This window comes from Blautia sp. HCP28S3_G10, from assembly GCF_052065235.1.
In the GTDB taxonomy this organism is placed as follows: domain Bacteria; phylum Bacillota; class Clostridia; order Lachnospirales; family Lachnospiraceae; genus Blautia_A.
The window spans coordinates 67,141-81,052 of record NZ_JBQHUL010000004.1 but is presented as its reverse complement, the minus strand read 5'-3'; the positions used below and the strand labels follow the sequence as shown (position 1 = coordinate 81,052).

Annotated in this window: 9 protein-coding genes and 2 tRNA genes; 9 read left to right on the top strand and 2 right to left on the bottom strand. The window is 42.6% G+C overall.

Going from position 1 to position 13,912, the window contains the following annotated elements; translation table 11 throughout:
• The first annotated feature begins 53 nt into the window (after positions 1 to 53).
• From ACTNB8_RS03425 to ACTNB8_RS03395, 7 genes are all read left to right on the top strand, one after another.
• Positions 54 to 1,457 carry an undecaprenyl-phosphate glucose phosphotransferase gene (locus tag ACTNB8_RS03425; protein WP_441052318.1) on the top strand — a complete coding sequence of 468 codons (1,404 nt, stop codon included), beginning with the start codon at positions 54 to 56 and terminating at the stop codon, positions 1,455 to 1,457.
• A gap of 17 nt (positions 1,458 to 1,474) precedes the next feature.
• On the top strand, positions 1,475 to 3,034 hold the full coding sequence (locus ACTNB8_RS03420; protein ID WP_441052316.1) for an LCP family protein: 1,560 nt from the start codon (positions 1,475 to 1,477) through the stop codon (positions 3,032 to 3,034).
• 75 nt (positions 3,035 to 3,109) lie between these two features.
• Positions 3,110 to 4,030, top strand: coding sequence for a glycosyltransferase (locus ACTNB8_RS03415; protein ID WP_441052314.1), 921 nt, complete (start codon positions 3,110 to 3,112; stop codon positions 4,028 to 4,030).
• A 130-nt stretch (positions 4,031 to 4,160) separates the two neighbouring features.
• The gene (locus ACTNB8_RS03410) at positions 4,161 to 5,663 is read left to right on the top strand and encodes a S1C family serine protease (protein WP_441052312.1); all 1,503 of its coding nucleotides are present in this window, start codon (positions 4,161 to 4,163) and stop codon (positions 5,661 to 5,663) included.
• Positions 5,664 to 5,852: 189 nt separating this feature from the next.
• Complete coding sequence (gene clpX, locus ACTNB8_RS03405) at positions 5,853 to 7,283, top strand: ATP-dependent Clp protease ATP-binding subunit ClpX (protein ID WP_441052311.1); 1,431 nt, start codon at positions 5,853 to 5,855, stop codon at positions 7,281 to 7,283.
• A gap of 60 nt (positions 7,284 to 7,343) precedes the next feature.
• Complete coding sequence (locus ACTNB8_RS03400; protein ID WP_441052309.1) at positions 7,344 to 8,024, top strand: zinc-ribbon domain-containing protein; 681 nt, start codon at positions 7,344 to 7,346, stop codon at positions 8,022 to 8,024.
• Between the two features lie 147 nt (positions 8,025 to 8,171).
• On the top strand, positions 8,172 to 8,717 hold the full coding sequence (locus ACTNB8_RS03395) for a hypothetical protein (RefSeq protein ID WP_441052307.1): 546 nt from the start codon (positions 8,172 to 8,174) through the stop codon (positions 8,715 to 8,717).
• A gap of 163 nt (positions 8,718 to 8,880) precedes the next feature.
• Here ACTNB8_RS03395 and ACTNB8_RS03390 read toward each other — a convergent pair.
• Positions 8,881 to 8,964 (bottom strand) — tRNA-Leu (locus ACTNB8_RS03390).
• 301 nt (positions 8,965 to 9,265) lie between these two features.
• Positions 9,266 to 9,349, bottom strand: a tRNA-Leu gene (locus ACTNB8_RS03385).
• Between the two features lie 245 nt (positions 9,350 to 9,594).
• Between ACTNB8_RS03385 and ACTNB8_RS03380 the strand changes: the two genes are divergently transcribed.
• Both ACTNB8_RS03380 and carB read left to right on the top strand, forming a co-directional pair.
• The gene (locus ACTNB8_RS03380) at positions 9,595 to 10,671 is read left to right on the top strand and encodes a carbamoyl phosphate synthase small subunit (protein ID WP_441052306.1); all 1,077 of its coding nucleotides are present in this window, start codon (positions 9,595 to 9,597) and stop codon (positions 10,669 to 10,671) included.
• A complete protein-coding gene (carB, locus tag ACTNB8_RS03375) occupies positions 10,671 to 13,886 on the top strand; it encodes a carbamoyl-phosphate synthase large subunit (protein WP_441052304.1) in 3,216 nt (1,071 codons plus the stop codon). The genes ACTNB8_RS03380 and carB overlap by 1 nt, the downstream gene beginning before the upstream one ends.
• Positions 13,887 to 13,912 lie beyond the last annotated feature (26 nt).

Genomic DNA, 13,912 nt, shown 5'->3' with positions numbered 1-13,912 from the left:
ATAACTATTATAAGATAAAAACATTCAATTGAAATGGATAGAGGTGGCAGAGATTGATTCAGGATAATCAGAAGAATTTCAGTCGTCTCCAGATGCTGGTCGATGCAGTTGTGATTGCCGGATGTTATGTGCTGTCATGGATGATCCGTTTTATCGGGCCTTTTGCCTATTCGGCTGTCCGTGCGCTGACATTTGAGCAGTATATGTTTGCCCTGGTGTTTATCATACCGGGTTATCTGCTTCTGTATCAGGCATTTACCTTATATGAGCCGCTGCATATGCAGGGGCGCAGACTTGTGCTGGCAAATATCATCAAGGCCAATATTCTTGGGCTTCTGCTGATCGTTTTCAGTTTATATATGATGGAAGAGTCGGATTTTTCACGTCTTACTGTATATATATTCTGTGTAGTCAACATAATAGTAGAATGGCTGGTACGTCTGTTTGAGTATTCCACACTCCGTAACATGCGAAAACGCGGAATGAATCAGAAACAGATGATCTTGGTCGGATACAGCCGCGCTGCGGAAGAATATATCGACAGAATTCAGCAGAATCCTCAGTGGGGATATGTTGTAAGAGGAATTCTGGATGACAATGTTCCTGCAGGGACTGTATACAACGGCATAAAGGTAATCGGGCGGATTGCCAATCTTACGGTAATTCTTCCTGCCAACAGACTGGATGAGATTGCAATTACATTGGGATTAAGTGAATACTATCGTCTGGAAGAAATTGTTGCCATGTGCGAGAAGTCCGGAGTACATACCAAGTTTATTCCGGATTATAACAAGATCATTCCTACGAAACCATACACAGAAGACATTCTCGGACTTCCGGTGATCAATATCCGGTATGTTCCGCTGAGTAATACCTTCAATGCCATGGTGAAGAGGGTGATGGATATTGTTGGTTCCATTGTGGCGATCATTGTTTCGTCACCGATAATGCTTCTTATGTGTATACTTATTAAACTGACTTCTCCGGGACCGCTGATATATAAGCAGGAGAGGGTCGGTCTTCATAATAAGACATTCCGGATGTATAAATTCCGCTCCATGGAGATACAGCCGGAAGCAGAAGAAAAAAAGGCATGGACAGTAAAAAACGATCCGAGAGTGACCAGAATCGGCAAATTCATGAGACGTACGAGTATTGATGAACTTCCGCAGCTTTTTAACATTCTGAGAGGCGATATGAGTCTGGTAGGTCCCAGACCTGAGAGGCCATTCTTTGTAGAGAAGTTCAGGGAAGAAATTCCGAGATACATGGTCAAACATCAGGTACGTCCGGGACTCACAGGCTGGGCACAGGTAAACGGATACCGTGGAGATACTTCCATCAGGAAACGTATAGACTGTGACCTGTATTATATTGAGAACTGGTCGATTGGATTTGACATAAAAATTTTGTTTCTGACCTTTTTCAAAGGGTTCATAAATAAAAACGCTTATTAAAGATAAGGAGAGAAAAGATGGCACGAAACAAGAAAAAAGGCGGCAAAACCAAAAAGATTCTTTTTGCTGTTGAGATCATTGTTCTTCTTGTGTTTCTGGCAGGGTTTGCCGTATATGGACAGCTGATGTCCAGAATGGACAAGACAAACACCCAGAAGCTTGATACAAACAAAGTTCAGGTAAACCAGGAAGTTCAGGATTCTATCGATTCCGAGACATCAAATCTGTCAGGATATACAACCTATGCCCTGTTTGGTATTGATGCACGAAGCAAGAATATGAAATTCTCAGGAAACGAAAACAGTGATACCATGATCATTGCCAGCGTAAATAACGACACAAAAGAAGTCAAGCTGGTTTCCATATATCGTGACACACTGCTGAATCTGGGAAATGATACCTACTCCAAGGCCAATGCAGCTTATGCTTTTGGCGGTCCGGAACAGGCGATCACAATGCTCAACACAAACCTTGACCTGAATATTACAGACTATGCAACTGTCAAGTTTGATGCTCTGGCAGAGATCATTGATGACCTTGGTGGCCTTGATATGGATATGTCCTATGCGGAGATCGTTCATATGAACAATTACTGTGTGGAGACATCAGAGGCAATTGGCAAGGACTATACACCGATCGAACTTCCAGAGAAACCAGAAGATCAGGAAAAAATCCAGTACGTGTATCATCTGAACGGCGTACAGGCTACTTCCTACTGCCGTATCCGTTATACAGCAAGTTTGGATATGGGACGTACAGAGAGACAGCGTAAAGTTATCCAGATGATCGTAAGTAAGGCAAAATCAGCCGGAATTAATGCAATCTTCAAGATCATGGATGATGTATTCCCGATGGTAACAACATCTCTGGACAAGACTCAGATCCTGCAGATGCTTCCTACACTTATCGGATACAGCGTAGACGAAACAACAGGTTTCCCAACTACGTATAAATTCTCCAATGTCAAGGGAAGTATTATTGTAGCGACAGATCTGACTGATAACGTAAAAGAACTGCATAAGTTCCTTTACGGAGATGAGTCCTATGAACCGTCTGAGACAGTTAAGGCTAACAGCGACCGTATCATTGAGATCGTCGGTGGTGCTGACAAGCTTGAAGATACACAGGCTCCTGTAGATGAAACTACAGAAAATGTTGACTTTGTATGGGACAGCACAGGAGAAAATGTTGACACAGGTCAGGAGGTAACTCCGGATTATAACACTGATTCCAATACCAGCGGAGGAGATACTTCCGGAGGAGATACCAGTGGTGATGATGACTATGTACCGGAACCGGATTACGGAGGAGATACCAGCGGCGGTGATGACTATGTACCAGAACCGGATTACGGAGGAGATACCAGTGGAGGAGATACTTCTGGAGGAGATACCAGCGGAGGAGATACCAGCGGAGGAGATACCAGCGGAGGAGATACCAGCGGAGGAGATACCAGCGGAGGAGATACAACTGGAGGAGATACCGGCGGCGGTGATGTTTCTGAACCGGACTACGGAGGAGATACCGGTGGTGGTGAAGAAATAGTAACAGAAAGTGTTGCAGAACCGGCAGCATAAAGAAAAGTAACGATAATACAGCAGAAGGGGATTTCTTGGAAGAGAAATTCCCTTCTTTCATAAACGGAGAATGAAATGAAAGAGATAAATGTAGATGTGATCATTCCTGCATATCATCCGGGAAAAGAATTCGGAGAATTACTGAGAAGATTGATGAAACAGGATTACCCGGTACACAGGATCATAATAATGAATACAGAACAGGAGTTCTGGGATGAGCAATGGGAAAAAGACTGCCCCCTTCTGGAAGTCCATCATCTGAAAAAATCTGAATTTGATCACGGTGGAACAAGAAAGCGTGCGGCGGGTCTTTCGGAGGCTGAGATTATAATGTTTATGACTCAGGATGCACTTCCGGCAGACAGTCATCTGATTGGAAACCTTATACGTACAATGGCAGAGAATCCGAAGGTGTGTGCGGCCTATGGAAGACAGCTTCCGAGACAGGACTGCAGTTTTGTGGAAAAATACACCCGCTCTTTTAATTATCCGGAAACTTCGTCTGTAAAAACAGCAGAAGACATTCAGAGACTTGGGATCAAGACGTTTTTCTGCTCTAATGTGTGTGCTGCATACAAAAAAGAAATATTTGACAGTCTGGGCGGTTTTGTGGAACGGACGATATTTAATGAGGATATGATTTATGCAGGAACGCTGGTAAAAGCCGGCTATGGCATTGCCTATGAGGCAGAAGCAAAAGTCATTCATTCCCATAACTATTCATGTATGCAGCAGTTTCACAGAAATTTTGACCTGGGTGTATCTCAGGCACAGTATCCGGAGATTTTTGCAGATGTTCCTTCAGAGGGTGAGGGAATGAAGCTTGTAAAAAAGACTTTCAGCTATCTTATAAAGATAGGACATATCTGGCTGATTCCCGGATTTGTTATGCAGTCAGCATTTAAATATGCAGGATATTTTCTGGGAAAAAGATACCGCAAACTGCCTCGGAAAATGATTCTCTGGTGCAGCATGAGTCCCTCCTATTGGTCGTAACAATAAACACGGTTTTTTAAAGGAGTTATCACACTTTGAACACAATAACCTGTTACACTATCATCATGTAAAAAGAGAAATGCAGAGGCATTCTTGAAGAAAGATATATAACAGAAAGGAGCAATTACTGATGGACAACGAAAGAAGATGGGATTCAGACAGCAGTGCCGGAAATCCCGGAGAATCTGCTCCGAATGATCATAGAGTACAGGTAACAGAACAGAAAACATCTGGTGAGGTTCCGCCAAGATATGAACATTATCAGATGCACAGACAGGCAGTATCGGAAACGAAGAAGGAAAAATCTTCCCGTAAACATAAAAGCGGAGGCCGCAGATTCGCACAGACAGTGGCACTGGCAGTAGTATTCGGGCTTGTGGCAGGTGTGGTATTTCAGGGCGTGAATCTGGTGGCAGATCAGTATCTTATAGATGATAAAGAAGAAACAAGTCAGGTAGAAACTGCACAGTTAGTTGACAATAATACTCCGGCTGAAACAGTTTCAACCGATACAGTGGCAGACTCTTCAGCTGATGTATCTCAGACAGGGACTGTAGCCAGTGTGGCTGAGGCTGCCATGCCTACAGTTGTGGCGATCACTTCTGTCAGCGTGCAGGAAATACCGGACTATTTTGGCGCTTTTGGATTTGGATACGGAACAAGACAGTATTCCAGTGAGGGAAGCGGCTCCGGAATTATTGTGGGCGAAAACGATGATGAACTTCTGATCGCGACTAATAATCATGTCGTGTCAGGAGCTACGACCTTGAGTGTCTGCTTTATCGGAAATGATGTTGTGAATGCAGAAGAAGAGACCAAAAATTTTTCTACATCAAATTCTTCCGGAGATGGTGATATTAATGTAGAAGATGCTGTGAGTGCCAAGATCAAAGGAACAGATGAAGCAAATGACCTGGCAGTCGTGGCAGTACAGAAATCAGATATTCCGGAAGATACACTTTCTCAGATAAAAATTGCACAACTTGGAAATTCAGATAATCTGGCGGTTGGTGAACAGGTAGTTGCGATTGGTAATGCACTTGGTTATGGTCAGTCAGTTACTTCAGGCTGGATCAGTGCACTGAACAGAACCATCAGTACAGAGGATTCCACAGGTTCAGGCCTTATTCAGACAGATGCGGCAATTAACCCTGGCAACAGTGGTGGTGCACTGCTGAATATGAATGGCGAAGTTATAGGAATTAATTCAGCTAAATATGCGGACAATGCAGTTGAGGGTATGGGATATGCGATTCCGATATCCAAGGCACAGCCTATTCTGGAAGAATTGATGAACCGTCAGACAAGAGACAAGGTTGATTCTTCTGAGGCTGCATATATGGGTGTGAAGCTTGCAGACCTTTCCAGTGAGGCAATACAGATGTACAATATGCCGGAGGGTGCTTTTGTAACAGGAGTATTTTCCGACAGTCCTGCAGAGGAGGCCGGACTCCAGAAAGGTGATATCATAATTAAATTTGATGGACAGACCATTATGGGCAGAGATGACCTGAACAGTAAGATGGATTATTATGCTGCAGGGGAAACAGTCGATGTTGTAGTGGATCGTGCAGATAATGGCGAATACGTAGAGCAGACAATCCAGGTGACACTAGGAAATAAAAAACAATAAAGAGCAGGTTAGACCTTTTTAATAAAAAGTTTATTTTACAGGTACACAGGTTATGTTATAATGAACGCATAGGTATCAGATATGGAAGAATACCATTCTGGAACTTATGCGTTCTGTGTATCTCAGCGAGAGAAGAACAGCATCATAATATTGCTGGGAGATGAGCCAGAACCTGTGAAAGGAGTTAATATGACAGATAAATATAATGACGAAATTACCGGGAACGAGATCGAAGACCAGGATGATGATAAAGATGAACCTGAGAAATTCTGCATGCTGTGCGGAAGACCTGAGAAACAGGCGGGTAAAATGATCGATCTTCCCAATAACATACATATCTGCAGGGATTGCATGCAGAAGAGCTTTGACAGCATGAACCAGCAGATGAACAATGCAAACTTTAACTATAATGATCTTCTGAATATGCCGAATGTGAGTATGATTGACCTTACGAATTTTCAGAATCCGGTGAATCATCCACAGAAAGCAAAACACAAGAAAAAAGACAAGAAAGCGGAACCGGTACTTGATCTGAAAAAGATTCCGGCGCCGCATAAGATCAAGGCCACACTGGATGAATATGTGATTGGACAGGAGCATGCGAAGAAAGTTATGGCAGTAGCTGTATATAATCATTATAAGAGAGTTGCTACTGATACCATGGACGAGATCGATATTGAGAAATCCAATATGCTGATGATCGGGCCTACAGGAAGTGGTAAGACTTATCTTGTTAAGACACTTGCGAAACTTCTGGATGTACCGCTCGCTATTGCAGATGCAACTTCTCTTACAGAGGCAGGCTATATCGGAGATGACATCGAGAGCGTTGTATCGAAACTTCTCGCTGCGGCAGATAACGATGTGGAAAAAGCAGAACACGGCATTATCTTTATAGATGAGATTGACAAGATCGCAAAGAAAAAGAACACAAATCAGAGAGATGTGAGCGGTGAAGCTGTCCAGCAGGGAATGTTGAAACTTCTTGAGGGAAGTGAAGTGGAAGTCCCGGTTGGAGCAAACAGCAAGAATGCAATGGTTCCTCTGACAACAGTAAATACGAGAAACATTCTTTTTATCTGTGGCGGAGCTTTTCCGGACCTGGAAAACATAATCAAAGAACGTCTGAATAAACAGGCTTCTATTGGTTTTTATGCAGATTTGAAGGATAAATATGATGATGATCCGCATCTCCTGGAAAAAGTTACAGTAGATGATCTCCGTAATTTCGGAATGATTCCTGAATTTCTCGGACGTCTGCCGGTGATCTTTACACTTAACGGTCTGACAGAGGATATGCTGGTACAGATTTTGAGAGAGCCGAGAAATGCAATCCTGAAACAGTATCAGAAACTTCTGGCACTCGATGAGGTGAAGCTTGAATTTGAAGAAGATGCACTCCGGGCGATCGCGGCGAAGGCAATGGAACGTAAGACAGGAGCCAGAGCACTCCGTGCTATCCTTGAAGAATATATGCTTGATATCATGTATGAAATTCCGAAAGATGACAGTATAGGTGAAGTAATTATTACAAGAGGCTATATAGAGGGCAACGGTGCACCAAAGATCCTTCTCAGAGGACAGGAAGTTCCGCTTCTTGGAACAGCAGGAAACAATTAAAATGTAACTAAATGATAACTTTTTTATCTCACTATTATCATGAAAGAGAGGTAGTATATTATGGCAGCATCATCTTTTTTCAGTAATCTCGGGGACACATTATCCAAAACAGTCAAAGAAGTCAGTGGACGTGCAGGAAATGCATATGAGACACAGAAGATTAAAAATAAGATCTCAGGAGAGGAAAAACAGATCCAGAAGATCATGGCTGATATCGGAAAGATTGTTTATGAGCGATACACAGAAGGCGTTCCGGTAGAAGAAGCACAGAAAACTCTCTGTGAACAGATCGACCAGCGTCAGGAACAGATAAAAACCTATAATAATATGATTGATGAAATCAAAGAAAAAATTGTATGTCCGTCCTGCGGAAGTATGATGGCTCCGGAAGATGCATTCTGTTCCAAATGCGGTGCTCCGAATCCTGCAACCGTGACAGAAGAACCGGAAGACGATGATGTTGTAGACGGAACTGCGACAGAAGTTGTTGAATCTGATGCAGCAGAAGAGCCAGAATCTTCAGAGGAAACTCCTGATGCCCAGGAGACAGCTGATATAGAAGCTGTTGAAGCTGAAAAGGCAGTCGCGGAAGAACTGGAAACAGAACAGGAAGCGGTGCAGGAGACAGCTGAGGAAGAACCAACAGATGTACGGGCAGAGGAATCCGCTCCCTCGGAAGAGGTGCAGGAAGAAGCACCGGCAGAGGAAAGTGTACCGGAAGAGGCAGAGAAAACCGAATAATAATAAATAATACAGAAGCGTCTGGAGAATGTTGTGTTAATGACATTTTTTAGGCGCTTTTTCTATACGTTTTCGTGAAAATTGCTGGACTTGATAAAAATATTATAATATAATTACTGTATCATATTTATTTAAGGAGGACGCGCTATGAAAAAGATGAAAAAATTTGTATGCGCATTATTAGTTGTTCTGACAGCTGTGACAATGCTTTCAGGACCATTCCAGGTACCGGTACAGGCTGCGAAGACCGTGACCGCAAACAAGAACCCGAAGAAGGCTCCGAACATTAAGAAAAAAGGAACCTACAATGTAAACAGCAAGACAAGCATGAAGAAAGATGATTATATCCGCTTCACAGCTCCTAAGAGTGGCAGATATACATTTACATTCTATAACTTCCGCGACTGGAAGAAGAGTTCTTCCGTAAGCAGAAACCTTGGTCTTGTACGTCTCAAAAAAATGGACAGATGGGGACTTAATGCACAGAAAGTAAAAACAAACGGCGGCAAAACATATTCCCTGAACATGTCTTCAAAGATCTGGTATGATAAATTTTCAAAAGGCAAAAAAGTTACACCATATTTAGATCTTTACAGACGTTACGCAAAGATCAACCTTAAGAAAGGTGAAACTGTTTACATCAACACATTCTGGACAGGTGGCAAACATCAGTACAACGTAAAAATTAAATAATTGTGTTTAATAAACTCAACCCCTCCCATGGAAAATCCGTGGGAGGGATTCTTATTTATAAGAATTATAGTGAAACAGAACCTGAGAAACAGAAAACCGAAGTATATATATGTAAAATGCCTCCAAAAACTGATGAAATAGAGATAAAAGAGCAAAAAAATAATGCAGGAGATGGGACTTGAACCCACACGATCTTGCGACCACAGGCACCTGAAGCCTGCGCGTCTGCCAATTCCGCCACTCCTGCATTTTGTATATCAATTGTCTTGAATGACAACTGCTTAATTATATTACCGCACACCCAGTGAAAAGTCAAGAAAAAAATATCATAACACAAAAAGGCAGATACAGTGCAGTTACTGTTCACAGGTAATATTCCGCGAGGTGTTTTGCCATGAATATGGCAAAATCCCGAGACATACGGGTCAAAATCCCATCACCGAAGGTGATTTGGAATGGATTTTGACCAAGTTGCTGTGAACGGAGTGAACAGTAACACAGTGCATGGAAATTCTCCACCACATATCTGCCTTTAAGCAAAAAAATAATGCAGGAGATGGGACTTGAACCCACACGATCTTGCGACCACAGGCACCTGAAGCCTGCGCGTCTGCCAATTCCGCCACTCCTGCATTTCATATATTCAATCGCTTTTCGCGACTGCTTGATTATGATAACGTATTTATAAACAAAAGTCAAGAGATAAAATGAAATTTTTTAAATTATTTTTTCAAATCCAACAATTCTGGAATACTTTAACACAGAAAAGTTTTTTTGTGCAACTGAATTATTTTTAGTACCGTAATCTGTTGAAAAAACAGAATTCATATGATACAATCTTGAAAGTTTAGGATAAAACAAAAGAAAGGGAGATTATATGAAAGCATTTCTGATATTGGAAGATGGTCATGTATTTACAGGAACCAGCATAGGTTCAGCGAGAGAAGTAATCAGTGAAATTGTCTTTAACACATCTATGACCGGATATCTTGAAGTGATGACAGACCCGTCTTATGCAGGGCAGGCGGTTTGCATGACTTACCCCTTGATTGGTAATTATGGAATTTGTTATGAGGACCAGGAATCCAGAAAACCCTGGATTGATGGTTTTATTGTTCGTGAATTATCTCGTATCCCAAGCAACTTCAGAAGCGTGGATACAATTCAGCATTTCTTGGAAAAACATGACATACCTGGTATTGCCGGTATTGACACTCGAGCTCTTACAAAAATTCTTCGTGAAAAAGGTACCATGAACGGTATGATCACTGTCAATGAAAACTATGATTTAGATGAAATTATTCCCCGTTTAAAAGCATATACAACCGGTAAAGTTGTAGAAAAGGTTACATGCCGTGAGAAAGAAGTACTTCCTGGAAAAGGACCAAAGGTTGCATTGATGGATTTTGGCGCGAAGAGAAACATTGCACGCTCTCTCAATGAAAGAGGATGCCAGGTTACAATTTATCCGGCACTGACAAAGGCAGAAGAAATCCTGAAAGATCAGCCGGACGGCATCATGCTCAGCAATGGACCTGGAGATCCGAAAGAATGTACTACTATTATAGAAGAAATCCGTAAACTCTATGAATCCGATGTGCCGATTTTTGCAATCTGCCTCGGACATCAGCTGATGGCACTTGCTACAGGCGGAGATACCTATAAGATGAAATACGGACACAGAGGCGGCAACCATCCGGTCAAGGATCTTGCAACCGGACGTGTATATATTTCTTCTCAGAACCATGGATATGTTGTAGATGCAGAACAGCTTGAAAAGAAAAATATTGCAAAACCTGCATTTATCAATGTAAACGATGGCACTAACGAAGGAATGGCTTATGAGGGCAAAAACATCTTCACAGTGCAGTTCCATCCGGAAGCCTGCCCTGGTCCTCAGGATTCCAGCTATCTCTTTGACCGTTTTATGGAAATGATGGGAGGTAACAAATAATGCCGAGAAATAAAGATATCCATAAAGTCCTTGTAATTGGTTCAGGACCGATCATTATCGGACAGGCAGCAGAATTTGATTATGCAGGAACACAGGCATGCCGTTCCCTGAAAGAAGGAGGTATGGAAGTAGTTCTTCTGAATTCAAACCCTGCCACCATCATGACAGACAAAGATATTGCAGACAAAGTCTACATTGAGCCGCTGACAGTGGAAGTTGTAGAACAGCTTATTATGAAAGAAAAACCGGACAGTGTACTTCCTACACTGGGCGGACAGGCAGGTTTGAACCTTGCCATGGAACTGGAAGAAAAAGGATTCCTCAAAGAACATAACGTTCGACTTATCGGGACAACTGCCGAGACTATCAAGAAGGCAGAAGACCGCCAGGAATTCAAAGATACCATGGAAAAAATCGGTGAACCTGTAGCTGCTTCCAAGGTTGTTACAACTGTAGAAGATGGTCTTGCATTTACCAAGACAATTGGTTATCCGGTTGTGCTTCGTCCTGCTTATACCCTTGGTGGAAGTGGCGGCGGTATTGCCAACAATGAATATGAACTGAGGGAAATCCTGGAAAACGGTCTCAGACTTTCACGAGTAGGAGAAGTTCTTGTAGAACGCTGTATTGCAGGCTGGAAAGAAATTGAATACGAAGTAATGCGTGACAGCGCAGGAAACTGCATTACTGTCTGCAACATGGAAAATATCGACCCTGTTGGTGTTCATACAGGTGACTCCATCGTAGTTGCACCATCTCAGACACTTGGGGACAAAGAATATCAGATGCTCCGTACTTCCGCTCTGAATATTATCACAGAATTAGGTATTACAGGAGGATGTAACGTACAGTATGCGCTTCATCCGGAAAGCTTTGAGTACTGTGTAATTGAAGTTAATCCACGTGTAAGCCGTTCTTCAGCACTTGCAAGTAAGGCTACCGGTTATCCGATCGCAAAAGTTGCTGCAAAGATCGCACTTGGATATACACTGGACGAGATCCCGAATGCTATCACAGGCAAGACATATGCAAGCTTTGAACCAATGCTTGATTACTGTGTAGTAAAGATTCCGAGACTTCCATTTGATAAATTTATCACAGCTAAGAGAACACTGACAACACAGATGAAGGCTACCGGTGAAGTTATGAGTATCTGTCATAATTTTGAAGGCGCCCTGATGAAAGCTATCCGTTCTCTGGAACAGCATGTGGACAGCCTTATGTCCTATGACTTCACAGGACTTGATGAAGATGAACTGATCCGTGAACTTTCTGTTGTAGATGACCGTCGTATCTGGAAGATTGCAGAAGCTATCCGCAGAGACATTTCCAAAGAATACATTCATCGAATCACAAAGATTGACCGCTGGTTCATCGACAAGATCGCTGTTCTTGTAGAGATGGAACAGGCTCTGAAAACACAGCCTCTTACAGGCGAGCTTCTTCTGGAAGCAAAACGTATGGAATTCCCGGATTATGTGATCGCAGATCTCTGTGGCAGAACCGAATCCGAGATCAAAGCGCTCCGTGAGGGATATAATATCAGAGCAGCATACAAGATGGTTGATACCTGTGCGGCAGAATTTGCAGCAGCAACACCATATTATTACTCCGTATATGGTGGCTCGGAGACAGAAAACGAAGCAGTTGCTACCTCTGACAAAAAGAAAGTTCTGGTACTTGGTTCCGGACCGATCCGTATTGGTCAGGGTATTGAATTCGACTTCTGTTCTGTACACTGTACATGGGCATTCAAAAAAGAAGGCTATGAGACGATCATCATCAATAACAACCCGGAAACAGTAAGTACTGACTTTGATATTGCAGATAAACTGTATTTCGAACCACTTACACCGGAAGATGTGGAAAACATCGTAAATATCGAAAAACCGGATGGGGCAGTTGTTCAGTTTGGTGGACAGACAGCAATCAAACTTACAGAAGCTCTTATGAAGATGGGCGTTAAGATTCTTGGTACATCTGCCGAAAATGTAGATGCAGCCGAAGACCGTGAACTCTTTGATGAGATTCTGGAGCAGTGCCAGATCCCGCGTCCGAAGGGACATACTGTATTTACAGCAGAAGAAGCGAAAAAAGCAGCCAATGAACTTGGATATCCTGTTTTGGTCCGTCCTTCCTATGTACTTGGTGGTCAGGGTATGCGTATTGCAGTCAGTGATGAAGATGTGGAAGAATACATCGGAATCATCAATCAGATCGCACAGGAACACCCGATCCTTGTAGATAAATACCTTATGGGAAAAGAAATCGAAGTAGATGCAGTTTGCGACGGAGAAGAAATCCTGATCCCTGGTATCATGGAACATATTGAACGTGCGGGAATTCATTCCGGAGACAGTATTTCCGTATATCCGGCACAGACAATCAGCCAGAAAGCAAAAGATACAATTGCAGAGTACACACGCCGTCTGGCAAAAGCTCTTCACGTTATCGGTATGATCAACATTCAGTTTATCGTATGTGGAGAGGAAGTTTATGTTATCGAGGTAAACCCACGTTCCAGCCGTACAGTACCATATATCAGTAAGGTAACAGGAATTCCGATCGTACCACTTGCAACAAAGGTCATCCTTGGATACAAACTGAAAGATATGGGATATAAACCAGGACTGCAGCCAGAGGCAAAACATATTGCCATTAAGATGCCGGTATTCTCCTTTGAGAAGATCCGCGGTGCTGATATCAGCCTTGGACCTGAAATGAAATCTACCGGTGAGTGCCTTGGTATTGCAGAGACCTTTAACGAAGCTCTGTACAAAGCATTCCTTGGAGCAGGAATCAAACTTCCGAAATACAAGAACATGATCATCACTGTAAAAGATGAAGACCAGCAGGAAGTTGTACCTATAGCAAAACGTTTCGAGGCTCTCGGATATCGTATCTATGCGACAAGAGGTACGGCAAAAGTTCTCAAAGAAAACGGAATCAAGGCAATCCGCACCAATAAACTGGAGCAGCCTGCACCAAACCTTATGGACCTTATACTTGGTCATAAGATTGATGTTGTAATTGATACTCCACCACAGGGTGTTGAACATCAGAAAGATGGTTTCGTGATCCGAAGAAACGCAATTGAAACAGGTGTAAATGTTCTTACAAGTCTTGATACTGCAGAAGCGCTTGTTACAAGTCTTGAAAATACAGATCTTCACAATCTTACACTGATCGATATTGCAACGATCGACAACAGATAAATAATTACAGACATAAAAAGACCGGA